Below are 26,488 nucleotides of genomic sequence, written 5' to 3'. Positions count from 1 at the left end.
AACTCACAGGGTCAATTTAGCTAACACCCATCACAAACAGCGAACATACGTAAGCTAAAATTGCAGGCATCAATGACTTTTAAGTCCCAGGTGATTGTATTGCCCCGCAAGCTACTGTAGTCTGCTGCTCTATTAACGTCAGTTCAGACGGACAACGCGGCATTTTGCAAGATCTCAGCGAACTGCGCAGGCACTTGTCCCAATAGATTATTGAGGAACGCCCTAACCAGTATGCTTGAGAAGCCTCACCACAAGACGCAGCGCAAAGACTCGCAAGCCGGGGCGCGAAAACTCAACGCCAGTGAATATAGGCACAAGAATGCCACCACCACCCCTGAAATGCGCCAGTTTATTCAGGCGTCGGATCTGCCGGTGAGCCAGCTGGCCAGGGTGCTCAACATCAGCGAGGCCACGGTGCGCAAATGGCGTCGACGCGACTCGATAAATGACACGCCCAACACCCCTCACCACCTCAACACCACCCTGACCCCGATGCAGGAATATGTGGTGGTTGGGCTGCGCTATCAGCTCAAGATGCCCCTGGACAGGCTGCTCAAGGTGACCCAGGAGTTTATCAACCCCAACGTGTCCCGCTCAGGCCTAGCCCGCTGTCTCAAACGCTACGGCGTGTCGCGCATTCACAATATCGAGCGTCCCGAGGTTCCGGAGCATTATTTCAACCAACTGCCCATCGCCCAGGGCAGCGACATCGTCACCTATACCCTAAACCCAGAGACCCTGGCCCATACCCTGGCATTGCCACAAGCCGACGGCGACAGTGTGCTGCAGGTGGCCTCGCTCACCCTGCCGCCACAACTGGCCGATGCCGAGCCAAGCTCTGTACTCTTGGGCATAGATCCTCATAGCGACTGGATCTACTTAGATATCTATCAAGACGGCAATACCCAGGCCACCAAGCGATACATCACCCATCTGCTTCGTCAGGGGCCGTTTCATCTGCGTAAGCTGTTAGTACGCAACTATCACACTTTCTTACAGCGCTTCCCTGGTGCCACCATGGCACAGTTAACACCCGGCGCTGACATACAGACACCTGAGCATCAGGTAGCAAGCGGAGACTCATAATGAGCCAGACCGATACATCAAAGACGCCAAGCGATCAGCGCCTCAACAAGCGACTGAAAGATATGCCTATCGCCATCGTTGGCATGGCCAGCATCTTTGCCAACTCACGTTATCTCAACAAGTTTTGGGATCTGATCTGCGACAAGATAGACGCCATCACAGAGGTGCCAGACACCCATTGGCAGGTCGATGACTACTACGACAGCGATAAGAGCGCGCCGGATAAGAGCTACTGCAAACGCGGCGGTTTCATGCCCGAGGTCAACTTCAACCCCATGGAGTTTGGCCTACCGCCTAACATCCTCGAGCTGACCGATACTTCGCAGCTTTTATCTCTTATCGTCGCCAAGGAGGTGCTCGCCGATGCCAGGCTGCCCGAGGGTTACGACAGAGACAAGATAGGCATCACCCTAGGTGTGGGTGGCGGTCAGAAGATCAGTCATAGCCTCAACGCCAGACTGCAATACCCAGTGCTCAAGAAGGTGTTCAAACACAGCGGTATCAGCGACGCCGACAGCGAGATGCTGATCAAGAAGTTTCAGGATCAGTATGTTCACTGGGAGGAGAACTCCTTCCCAGGCTCGCTTGGCAATGTGATCGCCGGACGTATCGCCAACCGCTTCGACTTAGGCGGCATGAACTGTGTGGTCGATGCCGCCTGCGCCGGCTCACTCGCCGCCATGCGCATGGCACTGAGCGAACTGGTCGACGGCCGCGCCGAGATGATGATCACAGGTGGCGTCTGTACCGACAACTCCCCCTCCATGTACATGAGCTTCTCCAAGACGCCGGCCTTCACTACCAACGAGACGGTACAACCCTTCGATATCGACTCCAAGGGGATGATGATAGGCGAAGGCATAGGCATGGTGGCGCTAAAGCGCCTCGAAGATGCCGAGCGCGATGGCGATCGCATCTATTCGGTGATCAAAGGCATAGGCGCCTCATCTGACGGTAAATTTAAGTCTATCTATGCGCCGCGCCCAGAAGGCCAGGCCAAGGCGCTCAAGCGCGCCTACGATGACGCCGGGTTTGCCCCCCACACCCTGGGACTGATGGAGGCCCACGGCACAGGCACGGCCGCCGGTGATGTGGCCGAGTTTAACGGTCTCAAGTCTGTCTTTAGCGAGGGCTGCGAAACCACCCAGCATATCGCCCTGGGCTCGGTGAAATCGCAAATCGGTCATACTAAGTCTACCGCCGGCACGGCGGGACTCATTAAGGCGGCGCTGGCCCTGCACCACAAGGTGTTGCCACCCACCATCAATGTGAACCAGCCTAATCCCAAGCTGGATATCGCCAACTCGCCTTTCTACCTCAATACCGAGACGCGCCCTTGGCTACCACGCCCAGACGGCACGCCGCGCCGCGCCGGCATCAGTTCCTTCGGCTTTGGCGGCACCAACTTCCACTTCGTGCTCGAAGAGTATCAGAGTGATCATGGCCGCGATAATGGCGAGCTTACCCGTTTCCGCCAGCGGGCCCTGCCGCAGAGCCTGCTGCTTAGCGCTGCCGATAAGCCGGGACTCATCGCCACGATGAAACAGCTCATTGCAGATACCGACACACAATCTCTGCAGGCCTTGGCAGGTCAACATCCGGTGCGGACGCTCGATACAGAAGCGCCGCGTCTTGGCCTGGTGGTCAGCGACACAGAGACACTCAAGGCCCAGCTTGGACAGGCGCTTAGCCGACTGGATACCAGCGATGAGGCTCACTGGTCGCTGCCCGGCGGCGTGCACTATCGCAGCGCCAGCCTAGCTAATGCCAAGGTGGCCGCGCTGTTTGCCGGCCAGGGTGCCCAATACCTCAACATGGGCCGCGAGCTAAGCTGTCACTTCCCAGAGATGCGCGCCCAGTTTGTACTCGCCGACAAGGTCTTTGCCGCCAAAGGCAAGACCCCTGTGTCACAGCTGGTCTATCCCCTGCCCGTCTTTGATCAGGCAGAGCGTCAGGCCCAGGAGGCCCAGCTAACCAACACAGCCAATGCCCAGAGCGCCATCGGCGCCATCTCCATGGGGCAATACGCGCTGCTCAGCGCCGCCGGCTTCAAGCCCGACATGCTGGCAGGTCATAGCTTTGGTGAACTCAGCGCCCTGTGCGCCGCCGGGGTGATAAGCCTTGAAGACTACTACCAGCTGACGTTCGCCCGCGGCGATGCCATGGCCAGCAGGCTTTCGGATGATGCCGATAGCGGTACTCTTTTTGACAACGGTACAATGTACGCCATCATCACCAAAGAGCGCAGCGATATCGCCCGCCTCGAGGCCACCCTCAAGGCCTTCGACGGCGTCAAGGTTGCCAACTACAACGCGCCGACCCAGCTGGTGATCGCCGGTCCAACCGAATCGACCGCCCAGGCGGCTAAGGCCCTCGGCGAGCTCGGCTTTAAGGCGATCGCCCTACCGGTATCGGGAGCCTTCCACACGCCATTGGTGGGCCACGCCCAGAAGCCGTTCGCCGAGGCGATCGACCAGGTGAAATTTACCAAGCCGGCGCAGCCTGTGTACGCCAATGCCAGTGGCGCTCGCTACACCAATGTTGCCAAGACCATCAAGAGCGAGTTTAAGCAGCACATGCTGCAATCGGTGCGTTTCAGCGAGCAGCTTGAGGCCATGTACCAGGATGGTGCGCGCATCTTCGTCGAGTTTGGCCCCAAGAACATCTTGCAGAAACTGGTGGAGAATACCCTTAGCGACAAGCTGGGCAGCCTCTGCGCCATCAGCATGAACCCGAATCCCAAGGGCGACAGTGACCTGCAACTTCGCCAGGCCGCCATGCAGCTTGCCGTCTGTGGTATTGCACTGACCGAGATAGACCCCTACCGCGCCGACGCGCCAGCGGCCGAGGCCATCTCACCCATGAATATCACACTCAACGCGACCAACTACATCAGCCCGGCTACCCTGGCTAAGATGGAAAAATCCTTGACCACTGGCAGCATCACGCCACAGACCCAGGTGCAAGAGAAGATAGTGGAAGTTGAAAAACTGGTCGAAGTCGAAAAAATTGTAGAAGTAGAGAAGATAGTGGAAAAAACGATCCCCGCAGCCCAAGCGCCACTGGCCAATGGCACTCATACGCCAGGAACTCATGCGCCTGGTACTCATGCCCCAACCACTGAACAGATGGCGCCTGCTGCAAGCAGTGATGCCCTGACGGCGCTATTCGCCGCCCAGCAACAGACGGCCCAGCTGCATCAGCAGTTCCTGACCATTCCCCAGCAATATGGCGAGACGGTCACCCAGCTGATGACGGCTCAGGCACAGATGGCCGCCGCCGGGGTCGCCATTCCCGACAGTCTGCAGCGGGCCATGGAACAGTTCCATCAGCATCAGGCGCAGACGCTACAGAGCCATACGCAATTCCTCGAAATGCAGGCCCAGAGCAATCAGAGCGCCCTGCAACTGATGGGACAAGCGCCCGCAGTGCACGGCGCGCCGCTAACGACACCTGCTGTGGCGCCTCAGCCTATGCCGGTACAAAAGCCAGTAGAAGCGCCTGTCACCCAGGCGGCTGCTCAAGCGACTCCCCAAGCAACTCAGGCACCTGTGCTTCAACCAACGCTTGTTCAAACACCTGCCATTCAAACGCCAGAGCTTCAAACGCCAGTGGTACAACCCGCCGTGGTGCCGTCGGCAATAGTGCCGACAGCAGAGGTTCAGGCACCAAAGCAAGGGATGGCGAGCCAGCCTGCCGCAGATTCAGCCAATGCAGATGCCATCAAGCAGACCATGCTGGCTGTGGTCGCCGACAAGACGGGTTATCCCACCGAGATGCTGTCGCTAGAGATGGACATGGAAGCCGACCTAGGTATCGACTCTATCAAGCGTGTAGAGATCTTAGGCACTGTGCAGGATGAGCTGCCAAGCCTGCCGGAGCTCAGCCCTGAGGATCTGGCCGAGTGCCGCACCCTGGGTGAAATTGTTGCCTATATGAACAGCAAGCTGCCAGCCGCTGGTGCTCACACCCAACAAACCGCCGCAGGCGCTATAGCCCAACAGGAAGCCGCAGGCGCTATTCAACAAACCGCCGCGGGCGCTGTAGCCAGCCAAGAAACGACAAGTTTATCATCTAAATTAGTGCAGCAGACCATGCTGGCCGTGGTCGCCGACAAGACAGGTTATCCTACCGAGATGCTGTCGCTAGAGATGGACATGGAGGCCGACCTCGGCATCGATTCCATCAAGCGGGTGGAGATCTTAGGCACGGTACAAGATGAGCTGCCGAGCCTGCCCGAACTGAGCCCGGAAGATCTGGCCGAATGCCGCACCCTGGGAGAGATCGTTAGCTATATGAACAGCAAGCTGCCAGCCGCTGGCGCTCACATTACAGAAACCGCCGCAGGCGCTGTAGCCACTGAAGCTCAAAGCCCAGCAGCAGGCTTATCATCTGAGTTAGTGCAGCAGACCATGCTGGCCGTGGTCGCCGACAAGACGGGTTATCCGACCGAGATGCTGTCGCTAGAGATGGACATGGAGGCCGACCTAGGTATCGATTCCATCAAGCGGGTGGAGATCTTAGGCACGGTGCAGGATGAGCTGCCGAGCCTGCCCGAGCTCAGCCCAGAGGATCTGGCCGAGTGTCGCACCCTGGGTGAGATCGTCAGCTATATGAACAGCAAGCTACCAGCCGCCGGGGCTCACACCCAACAGCCAGCCGCAGGCGCTCACATTACAGAAACCGCCGCGGGCGCTACTCAACAACCCGCCGCAGGCGCTGTAGCCACTGAAGCTCAAAGCGCAGCAGGCTTATCATCTGAATTAGTACAGCAGACCATGCTGGCCGTGGTCGCCGACAAGACGGGCTACCCCACCGAGATGCTGTCGCTAGAGATGGACATGGAGGCCGACCTCGGCATCGATTCCATCAAGCGTGTAGAGATCTTAGGCACGGTGCAGGATGAGCTGCCGAGCCTGCCCGACCTCAGCCCGGAAGATCTGGCCGAGTGCCGCACCCTGGGTGAGATCGTTAGCTATATGAACAGCAAGCTGCCAGCCGCTGGCGCTCACATAGCAGAAACCGCCGCAGGCGCTATAGCCACTGAAGCTCAAAGCGCAGCAGGCTTATCATCGACGGGCTTGTCATCTGAATTAGTGCAGCAGACCATGCTGACTGTTGTCGCCGACAAGACGGGCTACCCAGCCGAGATGCTGTCGCTAGAGATGGACATGGAGGCCGACCTCGGCATCGATTCCATCAAGCGGGTGGAGATCTTAGGCACGGTGCAAGATGAGCTGCCAGGCCTGCCCGACCTCAGCCCAGAAGATCTGGCCGAGTGTCGCACCCTGGGTGAAATTGTTAGCTATATGAACAGCAAGCTACCCGCAGCAGGCGCTCACATTACAGGAACCGCAGCAGGCGCGTTAAGCAGCCCGCAGGAAAATGGCGCGGCTCAGGCTCAGGTTCAGGTTCAGGTTCAGCCACTCTCGGCCGAGCCGTTAACCGAGTTACCACCTCACAGCGAGGTCGCGCTAAAAAAGCTTGAAGCGGCGAAGCCTGATGCCGAGGGTTTCGCCGCCAATGCTACCCTGGTGATCCAAGATGACGGTCACAACGCCGGGGTACTGGCCGAGAAACTCAGTAACCAGGGACTCAAGGTCGTAGTTGTGCGCCTGCCCGAGGGGCTACCTCAGTCACCGCTGAGCAGTGCCATCGCCACCCTGCAGCCGCAGGGACTCGATGAACAAGATGTTGTGCAGGCAATTGATGCGATCACCTCAAGCCATGGCAGCATCACAGGTTTTGTGCATCTACAGCCTCAACAGGAGCTAAAGGCCGACTCGGGGCTGCACCTGACCGAAGCCGGCTTTAGCCACCTAAGCTCGGCGTTTCTCTGGGCTAAACACCTGCAGGCGCCACTGAGCACCCAGTCAGGCCGTCGCTGCTTTATCACCATCAGCCGTATCGACGGTGGCTTTGGCTACCTTAACGCCGACCAGCTGAATAAGAGCGAGCTCAATCAGGCGGCGCTTTCGGGTCTCACCAAGACCCTGAGCCATGAGTGGCCAGACATATTCTGCCGCGCCTTGGATCTCGCGCCAAACATGAGCGCGGCGCAGCTGGGCGATGCCCTACTGGCCGAGTTACAAGATAGCGACACGGCCCTCAATGAAGTCGGCATTAGCCTAGATGCCGATGGCGAGCAGTGCCGTCATCGACTGCAGCCGGGTGAAGCGGCGATAAAAACCGCAGAATCCCAGCTAGATAGCTCAGATAAAATACTGGTGACCGGGGGCGCAAAAGGCGTGACCTTCGAATGCGCCCTGGCACTGGCCAAACGTTGCCAATCGCACTTTATCCTGGCCGGTCGCAGCGAACATATCGCCAACAAAGATCTGCCGAACTGGGCACAGGGCAAGGCGATCGATGAGCTAAAACAGGCCGCTATCGCCCACCTGATCGCCAGCGGTGACAAGCCGACGCCTAAACAGGTCGATGCCCTCATCTGGCCGGTAAAGAGCAGCCTTGAGATCCAGGCCGCCCTCAACGCCTTCGAGGCAGTGGGTGCATCGGCTGAGTATCTGGCGATGGATGTCAGCAAGGCAGAGGCTGTCGAGCAGGCCCTCGGCGCCATCAACCAGTTAACGCCAATCACAGGCTTAATCCATGGTGCAGGCGTGCTCGCCGACAAACACATTCAAGACAAAACCTTGGATGAACTGACACGGGTCTACGGCACTAAGGTGGCCGGGCTCAAGGCGCTGCTGAGCGTGATCGACCCCGCCCAGCTCAAATTGGTGGCACTCTTCTCCTCGGCGGCCGGTTTCTATGGCAACACGGGCCAGAGTGACTACGCCATGGCCAACGAGATCCTTAACAAGGCGGCGCTGCAACTCGCCTCGCAAAGCCAGGCCAAGGTGATGAGCTTCAACTGGGGTCCCTGGGACGGCGGCATGGTCAACCCGGCGCTGAAGAAGATGTTTGTCGAGCGCGGCGTCTATGTGATCCCGCTGCAGGCGGGTGCCGAGCTCTTTGCCACCCAGCTACTTGGCGACAGCGGCGTACAGCTGCTGATCGGCAGTGACATGCAGGGCAATACGCAGACGCGCGACCAAGCAGATGAGGCAAGCACTGTAAAAAAGCCTGATGCGGATGAGGTGCACGTCGCACAGCATCCGCTGCTGCCTGTCACCCTAGAACGCCAAATCGACCCGACGGCCGTCGCCTTCATCAATGATCATTGCATCGGCGGCAACCCCGTACTGCCGACCGTTTGTGCCGTCCAGTGGATGCGCGAGGCTGCCAGGGCTCACTTTGGTGCCCCGGTTAAGGTGCAGGACTACAAGCTACTCAAGGGGATCATCTTCGACACCAGTGAGGTCAAACAGCTCACCCTAACCTTGACCCCAGTGGCGAATGACGACCTAAGCCAGGGCATCCACGCCCTGATCAGCTGTGATGGCCGCCCGCAGTATCAGGCAGACCTGATACCACAACCAGAGCTGGCTAGCCTGATACCGGCAACAGAGCAAGATCTCGGCCGGTTAGCTTCTCCCGAACTATTGTCTCCCGAGCTAGCGTCCCCAGCGTTAGCATTCGCTAGCAAAGCGCAGGGGGAAAAAAGCCAAGAGAGCATCCCGGCGTCACGCCTCTACGGCGATGGTACCCTGTTTCACGGGCCGCGCCTGCAGGGGCTCAGCCAGGTGAGACACTGGGACGAGCAAGGGCTCATCGCCGAGACCCGTCTACCCCAGATCAAGCCAGGTGATTGCGGCGAGTTTGCCCCCGAACTCACACTTGCGGGCAGTCAGCCCTTCGCCGAAGACCTGTTGCTGCAGGCCATGTTGGTATGGGTCAGACTCAACTATGGCGCCGCCAGCCTGCCATCGACCATAGCAGGCTTCTGCAGCCTACATCCTATGTCGGCGGGCGAGCGCGGCATCATCAAGCTAGAGGTCGTTAAGGCCAGCAACAGGAGCCTGCTAGCCAATGTGGCCCTCTACCACGAGGATGGCCGCCTGAGCGCATTGATGACGGGCGCCAAGGTGACCATCAGCAAATCCCTCAACGCCGCCTTCCAGCCCCATGGTCAGTCGGCGGTTAACGAGGAGACGGCCCAGTGACTCATATAAGTGCTAATACAAGCGCTCATACTAGTGCTCACGCAAGTGCCAAGCCCAATGAACCGGCGCCATCGGTGACGGCAGACGCCGAGGAGCAGAGCAAGGCGCCGCTGCGTCTCGCCCTGCTGCTGCAATCTGCCGGCAGCGCTCTGCCTGCAGAGCTGCAAGGCGAGGTCCCTGTCGAGCTCGTGATTAGCGGCGCAGATAATTTGGCACTGTGCTTGTCCCAGGCCGCCGAGTACGCCTCTGAAGACAAATTGGTTCGTATTCAGGCGGCAATACAAGAGACAGGCCACAGCCTGCTGCTGATGCCGGCGCTCAAGGCCGCCAAGGCCAAGCTGCATCCCCACGCCAACCTGGCGGGACTGTATCCGGGCTCGAGTCAGCAAAGCGCCCTCGAAGGGGCGCTGAACCAGGCCAAACGCACCCAGGCTCAGCTGGATCTTGTGCGCCGCCTCGAAAATATTGATCCGCTTGCCGCCTTCGATAGCCTATGCCAGCTGATCGGCGATATCGCCCAGCGAACCATGACGCGAAGCGATGGCCATAGGCACTACTGGTTTACCGAGCCCCATCAGGGACGGGTGGCAGCCATGACGCTATCGAGCGCTCATTCACAGGAGCCATTGGGCCATTCACAGGAAGAAGCCCAGAATCAGGCACAGGAAACGCCTGAACTGGCACTCATCCTGACCCAGGGCACCGGCCGCCTCAAGGCGCGCTCCCTACTCAGTGCTAGTCAGCTGTTCTTCCTCATTCCCGGCAGCAGCGAGGCGGCGCTCAACCAGGGGCTCTGGGCCCTGGCCGCCGCGCTGGACAGACTCGAGGCAACCGACCATAAAGATAGTCAGTCCCATGAGCGGCAGATTGCCCTCATCGAGATGATGCAGCGCAATCTAGACGCCTTCACCACAGGCACGCCAACCCGCTTCGTCATCTGCCTGCAGGCAACTGATATCGACGCACTCAAGCAGGAGATCACCTGCATGAGCGAGGCACTGGCCGGTGTCTGCAAGGAGAAGGGCGAATATCGTACCCCATCGGGCAGCTACTTCAGCGCCGCGCCGCTGGGACAGGCCAAGCTGGCCTTCGTCTATCCAGGGGTCGGCACCGTCTATCCTGATATGCTCAGCGAGCTACACAGCTACTTCCCAGCCCTCTATACCCGCTTGCAACAGCAGGGAGATCTCAAGGCGATGCTGCAGGCCGACAGCCTTTATGCCGGCGAAAATAACGCTGGCAATAACAGCACCAGTCAGCCGATGCCACTGGCCAATATGGCGATTGCGGGGGTCGGCGCCAGCTACCTGCTAACCAAACTACTGATGGATGAATTTGCGGTGCAGCCGCAATTTGCCCTGGGCTACTCCATGGGCGAGGCGGCCATGTGGGCCAGCCTGGATGTCTGGCAGGCACCCCATCAACTGATCAACAAGACGTTGAGCGATCCCCTGTTTACCCAGGAGATCTCTGGCCCCCTCGAGGCGGTGCGCCGAGCCTGGCAACTGAGTGCCGGCGAGAGCATAGAGTGGAACAGCTTTCTGGTGCGCTGCCCCGGCGAGCAGATAAGCGCCCTGCTGGAGCGCTACCCCAGGGTCTATCTGGCGATCTTACAGGGCGACACCTGCGTCATCGCCGGTTGCCAGCATAGCTGTGAGGCCTTGTTGAAGGAGCTCAACAAGCGCGGCATCGCCGCCAATCGGGTCACCGCCATGCACACGCCGCCCGCCGAGCCGCTCGCCTCCGAGGTGGCGGCCTTCTATCGCCAGCCACTCCTGACTGAGGCGGCAGACCATGAGATCAAGTTTATCAGCGCCGCGACCCTGTCTCGGGCGCAACAAAAGGGGCGCGATGAAGCAATCAACGAGTATGGCCCCCTAAGCAGCGAAAGCATCGCCGAGTCGATAGCTCAGACCTTCTGTCATCGACTGGATTTCGGCAAGCTTATCCATAGCGCCAGCCGTCAGGGCGCGGCGCTGTTTGTCGAGGTGGGCGCCGACAGGCAAAACTGCACCTTAATCGACAAGATATTAAAGACGGAAGAGGCCCCCCATGTGAGCGTGCCAGTCAATGCCAAGGGCAGCAGCGATATCATTACCCTGCTCAAGGCGCTGGGGCAACTTATCAGCCACAGGGTGCCCCTTAGCCTCACAGTGCTGCAACTTGGGCTCAAGCGCCAGCTTGCCCTCATCGATGACCTAAAAGCGCAGCAAGCTAATACACGAGCTAGTACACGAGCGAGTACACAAGCTAAGACGCATGGTGACACGCCCCATGCAGCTCCCCCATTTCAAGAGGATGCTTAATGCCTTCACACCAAGCGCCTTCTCCTAAGGCAAGCGACGCGGCAGATAACCGCGGCAAGATAGCCATAGTGGGTCTGGCCAATCTCTATCCCGATGCCAAGACCCCTAAGCAGTTTTGGCAGAACCTGCTGGATAAGCGTGACTCTCGCTCGCAATTAAGCGACGAGAAGCTCGGCGCCCGCCTGGACGATTATCGCGGCAAGCAGGGCGAGGCCGATCGCTTCTATTGCGACAAGGGCGGCTATATTCAGGATTTCCATTTCAATGCCTACGGCTACCAACTGCCCCCGGAGCAGCTGCAAGGACTGGATGACAGCCTCTTGTGGGCCCTGGACACCAGCCGCAATGCCCTGCTCGATGCAGGTATCGAGCTGGACTCGCCCCTGCTGTCGCGCACCGGCATCATCATGGGCACCCTCTCGTTTCCGACGGCCAAGTCTAACGAGCTGTTTCTGCCCCTATACCATAAGGCGGTAGAGAAGGCGCTGAGCGAGAAGCTGGCCTGCCCAGACTTTCACCTAAGCCCCTTCAAGGCGCATCAGAGCAACCACACCCTGGACTGTGCCAATGGCGCCATCGCCCACAATGCCTCCAAGCTTGTGGCGGATGCCCTTGGGCTGGGCCGGGTCTCCCTGAGCCTGGACGCCGCCTGCGCCAGCTCTGTCTACTCCCTCAAGCTGGCCTGCGATTATCTCAGCAGCGGTAAGGCGGATCTCATGTTGGCGGGCGCAGTGTCCGGCGCCGACCCCTTCTTCATCAACATGGGTTTCTCCATCTTCCACGCCTATCCGGATCATGGCTTCTCCGCCCCCTTCGATAGCAACACCAAGGGGCTGTTTGCGGGGGAAGGCGCCGGTGTGCTGGCACTGAAACGCCTGGAAGATGCCGAGCGCGATGGCGATAAGATCTACGGCCTGATTGCGGGCATCGGCCTGTCGAACGACGGCAAGGGGCAGTTTGTGCTCAGCCCCAACAGCAAGGGCCAGGTCAAGGCCTTCGAGCGCGCCTATCGCCAGAGTGGCTTAGCCCCTAAGCAGATAGAGGTGATCGAGTGTCACGCCACAGGCACCCCGCTGGGGGATAAGGTAGAACTGGCCTCCATGGAGCAGTTCTTCGCCCCTCAGCTAGAGGGTGCAGCGCCACCGCTTATCGGCTCTGCCAAGTCTAACCTGGCGCACCTGCTGACCGCCGCCGGTATGCCGGGGATCATGAAGATGATCTTCGCCATGAATCAGGGCGAGCTGCCGCCAAGCATCAACCTGAGCGAGGCGATCGCCTCACCAAACGGCCTGTTTGGCAGCCACACCCTACCAAGGGAGGTCACCCCCTGGCCGGTTAAGGTCGAGAATACAGCTCGCCTGGCCGGGGTATCTGTATTTGGTTTCGGCGGCTGTAACGCCCACCTCTTGCTGGAATCCTATGATCAGGCGGCCGACTCAGCCGCCAAGCTCGCGCCGCAACAGGCCCTGGCGCATCGAGCAGCAAGTACAGAGACTGCGCCCACTCGGCCCGAGCTGATGATCAGCGGCCTCGCCGCCCACTTCGGCCCACTTGCCGACATTCAGGCCATGGATGCCTGCCTCAAAACAGGCCGCGATCCCGCCATCTCTCTGCCAGCAAGACGCTGGAAGGGACTGGAGCAACATCCTGAGCTACTGGCGCAGTTCGGCCTGAACCATGTGCCCCAGGGCGCCTACGTCGACAGCTTCGAACTGGATTTCCTGCGCTTTAAGCTGCCCCCCAACGAGGATGATCGCCTCATCGGCCAACAGCTGATGCTGATGAAAGTGACCGACGAGGCCATTTGCGATGCCGGGCTGCAAGCCGGACAGAAGGTCGCCGTCCTGGTCGCCATGGAGACAGAGCTGGAGCTGCACCAGTTCCGCGGCCGGGTCAACCTGCACACCCAGCTCAAGCAGAGCCTGGATACCATGGGCGCTACCCTGAGCGAGGCGCAATATCGCGAGCTCGAGGCCCTCACCATGGACAGCGTCCTCGACGCCGCCAAGCTCAACCAGTACACCAGCTTCATCGGTAATATCATGGCCTCGCGCATCGCCGCCCTGTGGGACTTCAGCGGCCCGGCCTTTACCATCTCGGCGGGTGAGCAATCTGTCGCCCGGGCCATAGATGTCGCCGAAAACATGATGCAACATGAGCAGCTCGACGCCGTGGTGATCGCCGCAGTGGATCTCTGTGGCAGCCTGGAACAGGTGATACTGAAAAATGCCATCGCCCCGGTGGCCAGCCCGGCCAACCCCGAAGGTTGGCGACTGGCCGAGGGTGCCGGCGCCCTGGTGCTGGAAACCCAGGCGAGCCAAGACGCTCGTGGCGCCAAGGCCTATGGCCAGCTAACCGGCCTGCATTTTGGCGCCCAGCGCCAACTCGCCCGCCTTGGCGATCAGCTCCTGAGCCAGAGCATCACAGCGCAAACCAAAAGCGGCACGACGGCCGAACAGGTCGGCCTCACCGATCTCAACGCCGCGCCTGGCAGCCAATACGGCGAACAACAACTGATGGCCATGCTGCCGCTACCCGCGGCCAAACAGGTAGCAAGCAGTCGGCGACTCGGTCACAGCTTTGCCGCCGCCGGCATGAACAGCCTGATCGCCACGCTGCTGACCATGGCCCATGAGGATGCACGTCAGGCCATTTCGGTTACTTGCAGCGAAGATCAGGCCGCGCTTATCCAGCTTAGCCAGAACCAGACCCAGGCAAGCGCTCTGACCGAGCGTCTAGCCCAGCCGCTACCGCAACCTGAGCGCCGTCTGATAAAACGGGTCAGCCTGGGCGGGCGGGATCTGGTGGAGCACATCATAGGGTCGCCCCTGAGTCAGCAAGCCGAGATACAGGCGCTATTGCAAAACGGCCTGTTGCAAGGCGCAGGGGGCTTAACAGGAAAGCCATCTCGGCATCAGCCTCCGCAAAAATTCAGCTACCTAGGCGAGAGTAACACCGCCTATACCGCTAACGAATCACAACATGCACCCGCTCATTCGGGTGCAGCAGGTATGTCACACACTATGAGTCCAAAAACAGCTCAAACGCCGGGCCTTCAGGCAAGCGCAACCGATAACGGCGCCTTTTCACAGCTTCAGCATCAAGCCGCTCTCTATCAAGCGCAAAACCAGCAACTGGCGCGTCAGGCCCACCTCGCCTACCTCAAGAGCCGGGAAAGCGGGCTGAAACTGGCCGATAGCCTGCTCAAACAACAACTGGCTCAGGCGCAGAGTCACAGCGCTGCCCCTCAGACGTCCCAGGCGCAAGCCTCGACGCAGCACTCAGTGCCACAATCAGCGCCACAATCGGCACCGCAGCAGACGCTACAGTCAGCAGCAACGACACCACTACAGCCGAAGCATCATCTGGTCGCCCCTTACCGCGCTCCCGTCCCCGAGCATAAGCCCTGCATCTGGGATTATCATGATCTGGTGGAATACGCCGAGGGGGATATCGCCAAGGTATTTGGCCCAGAGTATGCGGCGATCGACGGCTATTCTCGCCGGGTGCGCCTGCCGACCACTGACTATCTGCTGGTATCCCGGGTGACCAAGCTGGACGCCAAGCTGGGCGAATATAAGCCCAGCACCATGACCACAGAGTACGATATCCCCGTCGATGCCCCTTATCTGGTGGATGGCCAGATCCCCTGGGCGGTCGCGGTCGAATCGGGACAGTGTGACCTCATGTTGATCAGCTACCTGGGCATAGATCTCGAGAACAAAGGCGAGCGGGTCTACCGACTGCTGGACTGTACCCTCACCTTCTTAGGGGATCTGCCCCGCGGCGGCGATACCCTGAGATATGAGATTAAGATCAACAACTTCGCCCGCAACGGCGACACCCTGCTATTCTTCTTCTCCTACGAGTGTTTCGTGGGCGACACCATGATCCTCAAGATGGATGGCGGCTGCGCCGGCTTCTTCACCGACGCCGAACTGGCCGACGGTAAAGGGGTGATCCGCACCGAAGAGGAGCTGCTGGCCCGCAGCCGCGCCGCCAAGCAGACCTTTAATCCCATTCTGGACTGCCCACGCACCCAGTTCGATTACGCCGACATCCACAAGCTGTTATCGGCCGATATCCAAGGCTGTTTCGGCCCGTCACATGCAGGCCCGGCGCAACCCTCACTCTGCTTCGCCTCGGAGAAGTTTTTGATGATCGAGGCGGTCAGCAAAGTCGAGCGCAGCGGCGGCGCCTGGGGACTGGGTCTGTTAGAGGGCCACAAACAGCTAGAGCCGAATCACTGGTATTTCCCTTGTCACTTCAAGGACGATCAGGTGATGGCCGGCTCGCTGATGGCCGAGGGCTGTGGCCAGCTGTTGCAGTTCTACATGCTGCACCTTGGCATGCACACCCAGACGCAAAACGGTCGCTTCCAGCCACTGGAAAACGCCTCCCAGAAGGTACGTTGTCGCGGCCAGGTGATCCCACAATCGGCCCAGCTCACCTACCGCATGGAAGTCACAGAAATAGGCTTTAGCCCGCGCCCCTACGCCAAGGCTAATATTGATATCCTGCTCGATGGCAAGGTGGTGGTCGACTTCCAAAACCTGGGAGTGATGATCAAGGAAGAGGCCGAGTGTACCCGCTATCCTGAGCTGGAAAGCCGCGAGACAAGCAGGGCGCCCAAGGCCAATCAGCGCGACTCGAGCAGTGCACCGCTGATGGCTAATGCTCCGCTGATGACTAATGCCCCGCTGATGGCTCAAATCCCCGATCTCAATGCCGAGCCCAACAAGGGGGTGATCCCGCTGACTCACGTCGAGGCCCCGCTTATCCCGGATTATCCGAACCGGGTGCCCGACACTGTGCCTTTTACCCCCTATCACCTGTTCGAGTTCGCCACCGGCGACATCGAGAAGTGCTTCGGCCCAGAGTTTGCCATCTACCGTGGCATGATCCCGCCGCGCACCCCCTGCGGTGACTTGCAGCTCACCACCCGGGTCATAGAGGTCAATGGCCAGCGCGGCGACTTTAAGCGCCCTGCCAGCTGTATCGCCGAATATGAGGTGCCACAAGATGCCTGGTATTTCGATGCCAACAGCCATCAGGCGCTGATGCCCTACTCTGTGATGATGGAGATCGCCCTGCAGCCAAATGGTTTCATCTCGGGCTATATGGGCACAACCCTGGGCTTCCCCGGCCTCGAGCTGTTCTTCCGCAACCTAGATGGCAGCGGCGAGCTGCTGCGCAAGGTGGATCTGCACGGCAAGACGATTGTTAACGACTCGCGTCTGCTCTCTACCGTGATGGCGGGCACCAATATCATTCAGAGCTTCAGCTTCGAGCTCAGCACAGATGGCGAGCCCTTCTATCGCGGCACCGCCGTCTTCGGCTACTTCAAGGCCGAGGCGCTTAAAGATCAGCTGGGGCTGGATAACGGCAAGACGACGCAGCCCTGGCATCAGGCCAAGGGGATAGCGCCAGACATCATGGTCAACCTGCTGGACAAAGACGGGCGTCATTTTACCGCGCCAGCTAGCCAGCCCCATTATCGTCTGGCGGGCGGTCAGCTTAACTTCATCGACAGTGTCGAGATCGTCGATAACGGTGGCAGCCACGGCCTGGGCTACCTCTACGCCGAACGCACCATAGATCCCAGCGATTGGTTCTTCCAGTTCCACTTCCATCAGGATCCTGTGATGCCCGGCTCATTAGGCGTTGAAGCCATCATAGAAACCATGCAGACTTATGCCATCAGCAAAGACTTGGGCGCCGGGTTCAGCAACCCGAAATTTGGCCAGATCCTCTCCAACATCAAGTGGAAGTATCGCGGCCAGATCAACCCGCTCAACAAGCAGATGTCGATGGATGTCAGCATCACCTCGGTCGAGCGACAGGCAGACAAGCTGGTGATCACAGGCAACGCCAGCCTGAGCAAGGATGGCCTGCGGATCTACGAGGTCAGCGACATCGCCATCTGCATCGAAGAAGCGTAAAACTCGAAATGAATTGAGAGAATGCCGAGCCACAGCCTCGGGCTCGGGCTCGGGCTCGGCGCTCACTCTAAGCAAACATCATAAGAAAATCGGTCGATGCGAGCGCACCATGCCAGATCAAAGGTGCATGGCGCCGCCATCGACCCAAGACGAAAAAGGTCTTTTATTAGATGAATCCGACTACTGCAAACGAGCAGCTCTCTCCCTGGCCCTGGCAGGTGAGCGACAGCAAGGTAAGCTTCGACACCGCCACCATGGCCGCCCAGCTGAAGGATTTCAGCCGCGCCTGCTACCTGGTCAACGACAGCGATCTGGGCGTGGGCATCGCCACCGAGGCGAGCCTGATGACCAATCATGACACCAGGGCACAGGCCACAGGCCACCCGGTGAGCGCCTTCACCCCAGCCCTGGGTACAGAGAGCCTGGGCGACAGTAACTTTCGCCGGGTACACGGCGTCAAATACGCCTACTATGCCGGCGCCATGGCCAACGGCATCTCATCGGAAGAACTGGTGATCGCCCTGGGTAAGGCGGGGATCCTCTGCTCCTTCGGCGCAGCAGGGCTTATCCCTAGCCGGGTAGAACAGGCCATCGCGCGGATCCAAGCCGCGCTGCCAAACGGCCCCTATATGTTCAACCTGATCCACAGCCCGAGCGAGCCTGCACTGGAGCGTGGCAGCGTCGAGCTGTTCCTCAAGCATAAGGTACGCACCGTCGAGGCCTCGGCCTTTCTCGGGCTCACGCCGCAGATCGTATACTACCGCGCCGCTGGCCTGAGCCGCGACGCCAACGGCCACATCGTCATCAGCAACAAGGTGATCGCCAAGGTGAGCCGCACCGAGGTGGCCGAGAAATTCATGCAGCCAGCGCCTGCCAAGATGCTGCAAAAACTGGTCGACGAAGGCCTGATCACCCATGATCAGATGGCCATGGCACAGCTGGTACCTATGGCCGACGACATCACTGCCGAGGCAGACTCGGGCGGCCACACGGATAACCGTCCTCTGGTCACCCTGCTGCCCACTATCCTGGCGCTCAAAGAGGAGATCCAGGCCAAGTACCAATACGCCACGCCCCTGCGGGTTGGTTGCGGTGGCGGTGTAGGCACCCCGGATGCGGCCCTGGCGGCCTTCAACATGGGCGCCGCCTACATAGTGACAGGCTCCATCAACCAGGCCTGCGTCGAGGCGGGTGCCAGCGAACACACCCGCAAACTGCTGGCCACCACCGAGATGGCAGATGTCACCATGGCACCGGCCGCGGATATGTTTGAGATGGGCGTCAAGCTGCAGGTGGTCAAACGCGGCACCCTGTTCCCGATGCGCGCCAACAAGCTGTATGAGATCTACAGCCGCTACGACTCGATTGAAGCGATCCCGGTAGATGAGCGCGACAAGCTAGAGAAGCAGGTGTTTCGCGCCAGCCTGGATGAGATCTGGGCCGGCACGGTCGCCCACTTTAACGAGCGCGATCCCAAGCAGATTGAGCGCGCCGAGGGCAATCCCAAGCGCAAGATGGCACTGATCTTCCGCTGGTATCTAGGGCTGTCGAGCCGTTGGTCAAACACCGGCGAGCCGGGCCGTGAGATGGACTATCAGATCTGGGCAGGTCCCGCGCTGGGCGCCTTCAACCAGTGGGCCAAGGGCAGCTACCTGGACGACTACAGCAAGCGTCACGCGGTCGACTTGGCCAAACACCTGATGTATGGCGCCGCCTATCTGGCCAGGGTTAACGCCATCAATGCCCAGGGCGTCAAGCTGCCAGCCGAGCTGCTACGCTACAAACCCCAGGCGCCAATGATCTAGACTCAGCGGCATTAACTGGCAAAAACAAAAGCCACCCTAGGGTGGCTTTTGCTTATCTCACAACGACTTATTCCTGCGCCGACATATTTTGCGGCGACTTATTTTTACAGCCTCTATCCTGCGGCTAATGCGGCATCTGCTCCGGCACTAAGGTCAGTCTGGCCTCTATCTCGCCGGGTAGCAGTGGGGTCGGTGCGCCGCGGGCATATTCGCCAAATCCGGCGCGGTAATATTTAGACAGAGGATGACCCGACTGACCGCCAGGAATCGCCATGATCGCCCGCTCCTCATAGCCAGGCTGCACGATGAAACGCTGCGAAGCGCCAAAGCTGGGTCGCTGCACCGCAGGCATAAAGGTATCGCCAAAACCCGCCACCTTAGGCATATCCAGCCAGCGACTCAGCAGCGGAATCTGACGACTAAAGGGATGCTGTATCGCCAGGGTATTCACCTTCCCCCAGTTGAGCTCGCTGAGCTCGCCATCATCACTGTATTTTTTAAGTAGCTCGTCGCGGGCCTTCACATAGCTGGCGATCACCAGCGCATCCCAGCCAGTAAGCTCCTGGGGTAGCCAATCTGTGGGTTGCTGCTTAAGCAGTTGCCAGATGGCGGGCTCCAGATATCGCTTGAGTACCGACAGGCTCAGCTGCGACTTGGCCAGCTCGGTTTCGATGGGCGCGAAGGTGCTATCCAGCAGTTGAGTGCGAAACGCCTTCACCAGGGTGAAGCCCACCGATTCGGCGCAGGCACATTCCTGCCAGTCTCTGAGCTGCACTATATCCTTGGCAAAGCGCTTGGGCTCCTTCATCAAGGCCGCAAGCAGATAGGCGTGCCAGGGACGATAGAAGCGCGCCTGGTTATCGAGCTGAATACGATAGAAGTCGCTCTCATCAAACAGCTCCTGTTCCAGCAGCCTGTCTCTTATCTGCGCGCTCCTGGCTCCCAGGGCATAGCCGCCATCACCATAACGCTGCGCATCCTGAGTCGACATTACCCTGGCATTGGCGCTCCACAAGCGACCGCCCGGTGGGTCCTGACGCGAGGGCAAACCCGCCTCACGCTGCTGCCATTTTCCCCATTCAAGCTGCTCGCCACTCAGGGCGATATCGCTCACCTGTTTTCTGGCGGGGACGGCGCCGGCCAGCTGCCAGGCCGCATGGCCCTTGTCATCCGCCAGCATCAGATTCTGCACCGGGATACCAAAGCCACTCGCCTTGGCCATCGCCTCAGCAGCGCTGCTCATCTGCTCGAGTGCCATCAGCTCCATGTTGACCGCATAGTCCCGATGGGCCACCCAGGACAGTGCATAGGCCTGGCCGTCAAGCTGACGCACTGGGCCGAAGCGCGACAGGGTCAGCGGGTAGTCCTGCTCTCCCTTTGGCAACTTGATGGTCTCATGCTCTATGGTCAGCGGCTCGTCGTCGCTAAGCGCCACCCAGTCGGCGGTGTCGATATAGGCGTTGGTGAATCCCCAGGCCAGCTTGCCGTTGCTACCGACCACGATAGCCGGAGCGCCGGGCAGGGACACGCCTGTCACCTGTACCGCCTCGCCCTTGGCGTCGGGATAGTTAAGCTGGGCTCGATACCAGATGATGGGGACGGCGAAGGAGAGGTGCATATCATCCGACAGCATGGCGCTGCCGGTGCGGGTCATCTGTCCGGTGACCGCCCAGTTGTTGCTGCCCACCTCTCGGGGCTCCTCTATGCTGACAGCGAGGCGCCGAGCCAGGGTATCGCTATGACTTAGACTTAGAGTTAGACTTAGATTTGAGCTTAGATTTAGTTTGGGGATTTCCGGCGGATCGGAGGGAAACAGGCTGTTATCCAGCGCCGCCTGATAATTTGAGGCCTGGGTGATGAAGGCGCGCATCTGGGGGCCAAAACGCCGCTCTATCTGCTCCAGGGTCAGATCCCGCTTAAGGGTATTGCCTTGTAGATCCAGATACATAGTGTAGATCACCAGCAGGCTGTCGGCGGGTCGCCAGGGCTGACGCTCGGCGCGCGTCAGCAGGTATTCGAACGATGGCAGCGACTGCTCGGCCAGCGCCTTATTGACGCCGTCGGCGTAGCGCTGCAACAACTGCTGCTGGGCCGTGGGCAGATGACGATAGATCTGCTCGGCGCGTTTGCGCAGCTGATGAAAGCGGCGCGACTCATCGAGTTTTACCGCAGGCTTACCGAACAGCTCGGCCAACTCGCCGGCCGAGTTGCGCCTGAGTAGATCCATCTGAAAGAACCTGTCCTGGCCATGGGCAAAGCCTAAGGCGAAGGCCGCATCCTGGCGATTCTCGGCATGGATCACCGCAGTGCCGAGGCGATCGCGCCCTATCTGGGTCTTGGCCGAGATTTGATTTGTGCTCACCTCGCCAGAGAGCTTGGGCAGGCTGAGATTGAGGCCGACATAGACGCCGACCACCAGCAAAAACAGCAGTGACAAGAGGAGGAGCATTAGCAATTTCAGGTGTCTTAACATGAGATAAGCAAGTGATAAGTCAATGGAAACTCATCATAACAAAAGTTGCTTACTTGTTAAGCACCCAAAAGATATTGTTTTACAGGCCTCAAGGATAGGGCCGTTAACACGCCAGGATGCGCTCGCCCGGATGAACGCCTGGATGAACGCCTGGATGATCTCCTGGATAGTTGTCGATGATCCAATCGACGATACGCATGATGCGGGCGTCGCGCTTCTTCGATGTCTTATAGGCGATATAGTAGGTCAGGCCCGAGAGACAGGTCGGCAGATCCAGTTTCACCAGGTTGCCCGAATCCAGCTCAACCTTGAGGGTCTGCTCCAGCCCCAAAACGATCCCCTGACCATAGATGGCGGCCTGCACCGCCAACATGTTGTGATTGAAGATGATCTTTCGCTGATTGGGACTGATGGCTAGCTCATTGTTTCTAAACCAGGTATCCCAGTCGACACCATAATCCTTGTGTTTCGAATAGAGCAGGCAGTGTTGATCTAGGGTATCGACGCTTATGCCGTTCGACTGAGCGTAATATTGCGGACTACAGAAGGCCACCAGCTTCTCGGTCACTAGGGGAATGATGGTATAACCATCCTGAAATTCCCGCGTCACGATGAAGATGTCGGCAATCATATCGCTCATTTCGATATCGTTTTGAAACATGCCGACATTGATGTTGAGTTCGGGGTAGATCTGCCTAAGCTGCTCCATCTTAGGCACCAGCCATCTGGCCGCCAGCGAGGTGTAGGAGTGCACCCTGACCTCGCCCGTCATGTTCTGTACTAGGCTCGAGCAGACGCTATTGAGATCGTAGAACACTGGCGCCAGGCGCTCTCTGAGTTCTATTCCCGCCTCGGTGAGATTGATCTTGCCGCTTTGCCTATAAAATAACTTCTCTAAGAAGTAGTCTTCCAGCTGCTTTATCTGCTGTGATACCGCACTCTGGGTAATGCACAACTCGTTCGCCGCGAGGGAACAACTTTCTAATCTGGCGCACGCCTCAAATATCTGCAGCGCTCTTAGCGGAATATTATTATTCATGACTCTTTAGCAAAGCGGAAACCGAATCAAAATGCTAACAAGGGATCCTGAGAAAAGATGTAACGCCGCGCACAATATCCAAGTTAACAACAGGTTAAATTACTGCTTAATTGCAGTAATCAGACTAAGATCACCAATTAACAATCGTTGAATAGTGATATCGACCACAAAGCTGTGTCTGAGTAAGTTTGCGCAGCAGATCCTGCGGCGCAATCGCTGATCAGATGCGGGCGATAGCCACGACTAACGCCCTAAACGAAGGAGCCTGTTACTCCCCCTGAGGCGCAAGCAGGGGCCTGACCGCCTCGCTCAGCTCATCGAGAAATAATTGCGCCTGGGTGAAGCGCTGTAACATCTTGATAAAACCGTGGATGGTTCCCTCATACATCTTGTAGGTCACGGGCACCCCGGCCAGTCTTAACTTTTGGGCATAGTTAAAGCCATCATCACACAGGGGGTCATACTCTGCGGTATAGATGAGTGCCGGTGGCAGACAGCTGTGGCTGGCGGCATCTAAGGGGGAACAATAAGGATGCTTACCATCGGCGGCGCTACGAATGTAGTGGTGCCAGTAGTATTTCATGCTCTCTTGCTGCAGCAGGTAGCCGGTGCCATGAGTCTTGGCCGATTGTGTCGACCACCCATACTGCACCGCAGGATAGACTAACACCTGACAGGCCAGCGATGGCCCCATCTCGTCGCGCAGACGCAGGGTCACCGCGGCGGCCAGATTGCCACCGGCGCTGTCGCCCATGATGCCGATACGCTTAGGATCCAGCCCCAAGGCCTTGGCCTGCTCAAACACCCAAAGGGTCGCACTGTAGCAGTCGTCCATCGGGATCGGAAACTTGTGCTCGGGGGCCTTTTGATAATTAACCGCGATCACCACGGCGCCGGTGCGATTGGCCAGGGCGCGGCTAAAGTGATCATTGGTCTCTATGTTAGACACCACCCAGCCACTGCCGTGGATGAAGATTAAGGCAGGCGCGCCGGCTTCGGGCGCCTCGACGCCCAAGGGGCGATATATACGCACGGGCAGATCCGCCGTCGGGCCGGGAATAAAGCTGTGGATCACCTCACCCACCGCCTCCGGCGTTTTACCGGCATTGGCGATAGCTAGGTCCATCAGCTCCTGACGTCTGGCCTGGGCGGGCGTCATCGTCTCGTAGGCTGGCGCCCCTGAGTCTTTAACCTCTTGTAAAAATTGCGCAACCTCGGGATCGAGTGGCATGGCTAACTCCTTCAACTCAAACTGCTTAACGCAAAGTCGCCAATCAACGGCGAGTGCTTAGTCTAATCTTGCCGATAACGATACAGGGATGGTGTCCCCTTAAAGGCGACATCCATCCCAGATTTAACGCGCAGGCTTACTTACCCTGCCACACAGGATCGCGTTTCTCGGCAAAGGCCGCCGGACCTTCCAGCGCATCTTCAGAGTGCAGCACGCTTGGATAGTGCTTCAGCTGTCCGCCACGGATATGGGCATAGCCTTGCTCGACAGACAGCTCGCCGGTCTCACGATAGATCTCCTTGATGGCCGCCAGGGCAAGTGGTGCGCTCTGACTGATCTCGTTTGCCAACTCACGAGCCGTCTCCATCAGTGCTTCTTGTTCAACCACACGGTTGACCACACCCCAGCGCAATGCCTCCTGGGCGTCCATGGTACGGCCCGTCATCATCAACTCGTTGACGATAGGGGCAGGCAGCAACTTAGGCAGGCGCAGCATGCCGCCGCTGTCAGGCACTATGCCTAGCTTGGCCTCAGGCAGGGCAAAGCTTGCATTGTCGGCGCACACAATCAGATCCGCCGCCAGGGCCAACTCGAAACCGCCACCGAAGGCATAGCCATTGACCGCGGCGATCACCGGCTTGTCGAGATCAAACAGCTCGGTCAAACCAGCAAAGCCGCCTGGACCGAAGTCGGCGTCTGGTGCCTCGCCTTCTGCCGCCGCCTTGAGATCCCAGCCAGCAGAGAAGAAACGCGCGCCGGCACCGGTAATGATGGCGACTCTAAGCTCGGGATCGTCACGAAATGCCAGGAAGACTTCTCCCATCTCGTAACTGGTTTTTGCATCGATGGCATTGGCCTTAGGTCGGTCTAAAACGATCTCTAAGATGCTGCCATTACGGGTCACGTGTAATGATTCGCTCATGTTACTACTCCATTGAAGTTATCGCGTGATAACGGAAAATTTGTACGGCTCGGGGCCTCAACGGCTCTCGAGCAACTTCTTATCGACTTTGCAGGTGCAGGTGCGGGGAAAGCTCTTGCGGATCTCCACCACACTGGGCACCTTAAACTTGGCCATGTTGGCGCTACAAAACGCCAAGATCTCCTTCTGGGTGAGTGACTGGCCCGGGGCGAAGATGACAAACGCCTTGACGGCCTGATCTCGAATCGGATCGGCTATGCCGATGACCGCGGCGTCCTGAATGGCGGGGTGTGACATCAGCACGTTCTCCACCTCTGTGCTGGAGATGTTCTCGCCCGAACGCTTGATCATGTTGCTCTTGCGATCGACGAAGTAGAACAGGCCTCGCTCATCCACATAGGCCTTGTCGCCGGTGAGCAGCCAACCATCGTCACCTAGCGCCGCCCGGGTCGCCTGTGAGTCCTGGTAATACTCCTTAAACAGGCTTCTGCCCGGCACCCCTTTCACCCAGAGATCACCCACCTGATTAGGGGCCACCTCCCGCCCAGCCTCATCGGTGACCTTGGCTTCATATCCCAGCCCCGGACGTCCTATTGACGGCCAATGACGAGGCTCACCTGGCGTGTCGCCAATCAAGCCCACCAGGGTCTCTGTCATGCCGTAGGAATTAAACAGGGTCACCTTGAAGCGCATCTCGAAATCCAGCTTCTCCTGATCTGAGATATGCATGAAAAACAACATATCCCGCAGACAATGCTGGTCTTCCCCCTCGGCCACGGGTTGCAGCATCAGGGTACGCAGTATCATAGGCATGCTGTGGGTGATGGTGGCACGGTAGTCGCAGATCTGCTTCCAGAAACGGCGGGCGCTGTATTTCTCCAACATCACCAGGCAAGCACCGACGGTAAACACCGCCATGGCCGCATTGCACTGAAAATCGATGTGAAAATTGGGCATCATGGAGAGATACCTGTCCTTGGCCGTCAGGCGGGTCTGCCAGGCGGTATAGTGCCCGGCAAATTGCAGGTTGCAGTGGGTGAGCACCACTCCCTTGGGCAGAGAGGTCGTCCCCGAGGTAAAGAGGATCTCCGCGGGGTCTTCGCTTTCGAGCGGCACATGCAGGTCGAGAGTCGGCGCCTGCAGCGCCAACTGATCATCGAAATTCACCCGCCCCACAAACTGCTCTCCCGCAGCGCGGGCGACAAAGACCCGCTCGAGCCTTTGACCCTTAGCCGCCAACGCCTCATAGATAGGCAGAAAGCTTGGCTCTGTCACCAGGGCGGTGACGTCACACTTGGTCAGTATGTAGCTGCACTCACCCTGCACATATTGGGTGTTGATAGGCACGATCACCGCGCCTATCTTGGCCAGACCAAACCAGCAGAAGATAAACTCCGGGCTGTTGTACAGCTGCACCGCCACCTTGTCGCCCTTGGCTATTCCCTGTTTGAGGAAGAGGTTGGCCGCCCGGTTAATCTGGGCGTCCAGGGATTGATAGGTAAAGGTGCGGATATCGCCGGCAGTATCTTCATATATCAATGCCGTGTTATCACTGTACTGCTGAGCACGCTCCTGCCACATGCACCTTAATGTTCTGCTGCCCACGATATCCATCACT

The 26,488-nt window shown here is 58.8% G+C and carries 10 protein-coding genes; 5 read left to right on the top strand and 5 right to left on the bottom strand.

Features of this window, described 5'->3' with window-relative positions:
• The first annotated feature begins 231 nt into the window (after positions 1–231).
• From DB48_RS05235 to pfaD, 5 genes are all read left to right on the top strand, one after another.
• Entirely contained in the window at positions 232–1,086 is an 855-nt protein-coding gene (locus DB48_RS05235) for a transcriptional regulator (RefSeq protein WP_041509250.1), read from the top strand.
• Positions 1,086–9,152 carry a type I polyketide synthase gene (locus tag DB48_RS05230; RefSeq protein WP_041509249.1) on the top strand — a complete coding sequence of 2,689 codons (8,067 nt, stop codon included), beginning with the start codon at positions 1,086–1,088 and terminating at the stop codon, positions 9,150–9,152. The genes DB48_RS05235 and DB48_RS05230 overlap by 1 nt, the downstream gene beginning before the upstream one ends.
• Positions 9,149–11,458, top strand: a complete 2,310-nt coding sequence (locus tag DB48_RS05225) for a PfaB family protein (protein ID WP_200890541.1) — start codon at positions 9,149–9,151, stop codon at positions 11,456–11,458. The genes DB48_RS05230 and DB48_RS05225 overlap by 4 nt, the downstream gene beginning before the upstream one ends.
• Positions 11,458–17,400 carry a beta-ketoacyl synthase N-terminal-like domain-containing protein gene (locus DB48_RS05220; protein ID WP_041509248.1) on the top strand — a complete coding sequence of 1,981 codons (5,943 nt, stop codon included), beginning with the start codon at positions 11,458–11,460 and terminating at the stop codon, positions 17,398–17,400. The genes DB48_RS05225 and DB48_RS05220 overlap by 1 nt, the downstream gene beginning before the upstream one ends.
• 170 nt (positions 17,401–17,570) lie before the next feature.
• On the top strand, positions 17,571–19,205 hold the full coding sequence (pfaD, locus tag DB48_RS05215) for an eicosapentaenoate synthase subunit PfaD (protein WP_041509247.1): 1,635 nt from the start codon (positions 17,571–17,573) through the stop codon (positions 19,203–19,205).
• A 124-nt stretch (positions 19,206–19,329) separates the two neighbouring features.
• Here the strand turns inward: pfaD and DB48_RS05210 are convergent, their stop codons facing one another.
• The 5 genes from DB48_RS05210 to caiC all read right to left on the bottom strand — a co-directional run bounded on the left by DB48_RS05210 (position 19,330) and on the right by caiC (position 26,484).
• Positions 19,330–21,678, bottom strand: coding sequence for a penicillin acylase family protein (locus DB48_RS05210; protein WP_041509246.1), 2,349 nt, complete (start codon positions 21,676–21,678; stop codon positions 19,330–19,332).
• A 103-nt stretch (positions 21,679–21,781) separates the two neighbouring features.
• A complete protein-coding gene (locus DB48_RS05205; protein WP_041509245.1) occupies positions 21,782–22,717 on the bottom strand; it encodes a LysR substrate-binding domain-containing protein in 936 nt (311 codons plus the stop codon).
• Positions 22,718–22,985: 268 nt separating this feature from the next.
• The gene (locus DB48_RS05200) at positions 22,986–23,948 is read right to left on the bottom strand and encodes an alpha/beta hydrolase (protein ID WP_041509244.1); all 963 of its coding nucleotides are present in this window, start codon (positions 23,946–23,948) and stop codon (positions 22,986–22,988) included.
• A gap of 136 nt (positions 23,949–24,084) precedes the next feature.
• The gene (caiD, locus tag DB48_RS05195) at positions 24,085–24,870 is read right to left on the bottom strand and encodes a crotonobetainyl-CoA hydratase (protein ID WP_041509243.1); all 786 of its coding nucleotides are present in this window, start codon (positions 24,868–24,870) and stop codon (positions 24,085–24,087) included.
• Positions 24,871–24,927: 57 nt separating this feature from the next.
• Positions 24,928–26,484 carry a crotonobetaine/carnitine-CoA ligase gene (gene caiC / locus DB48_RS05190; protein WP_041509242.1) on the bottom strand — a complete coding sequence of 519 codons (1,557 nt, stop codon included), beginning with the start codon at positions 26,482–26,484 and terminating at the stop codon, positions 24,928–24,930.
• Between the last annotated feature and the right edge of the window lie 4 nt (positions 26,485–26,488).

It is taken from the genome of Shewanella sp. cp20 (assembly GCF_000832025.1).
Classification (GTDB): Bacteria; Pseudomonadota; Gammaproteobacteria; order Enterobacterales; family Shewanellaceae; genus Shewanella.
This window is presented reverse-complemented; position numbering and strand designations above follow the sequence as displayed.

What these genes read in the sequence shown, in the direction of transcription:
- DB48_RS05235 (WP_041509250.1), top strand. Translation starts at nt 232, where the DNA reads ATGCTTGAGAAGCCTCACCACAAGACGCAGCGCAAAGACTCGCAAGCC.
- DB48_RS05230 (WP_041509249.1), top strand. Translation starts at nt 1,086, where the DNA reads ATGAGCCAGACCGATACATCAAAGACGCCAAGCGATCAGCGCCTCAAC.
- DB48_RS05220 (WP_041509248.1), top strand. Translation starts at nt 11,458, where the DNA reads ATGCCTTCACACCAAGCGCCTTCTCCTAAGGCAAGCGACGCGGCAGAT.
- pfaD (WP_041509247.1), top strand. Translation starts at nt 17,571, where the DNA reads ATGAATCCGACTACTGCAAACGAGCAGCTCTCTCCCTGGCCCTGGCAG.
- DB48_RS05210 (WP_041509246.1), bottom strand. Translation starts at nt 21,678, where the DNA reads ATGTTAAGACACCTGAAATTGCTAATGCTCCTCCTCTTGTCACTGCTG.
- DB48_RS05205 (WP_041509245.1), bottom strand. Translation starts at nt 22,717, where the DNA reads ATGAATAATAATATTCCGCTAAGAGCGCTGCAGATATTTGAGGCGTGC.
- DB48_RS05200 (WP_041509244.1), bottom strand. Translation starts at nt 23,948, where the DNA reads ATGCCACTCGATCCCGAGGTTGCGCAATTTTTACAAGAGGTTAAAGAC.
- caiD (WP_041509243.1), bottom strand. Translation starts at nt 24,870, where the DNA reads ATGAGCGAATCATTACACGTGACCCGTAATGGCAGCATCTTAGAGATC.
- caiC (WP_041509242.1), bottom strand. Translation starts at nt 26,484, where the DNA reads ATGGATATCGTGGGCAGCAGAACATTAAGGTGCATGTGGCAGGAGCGT.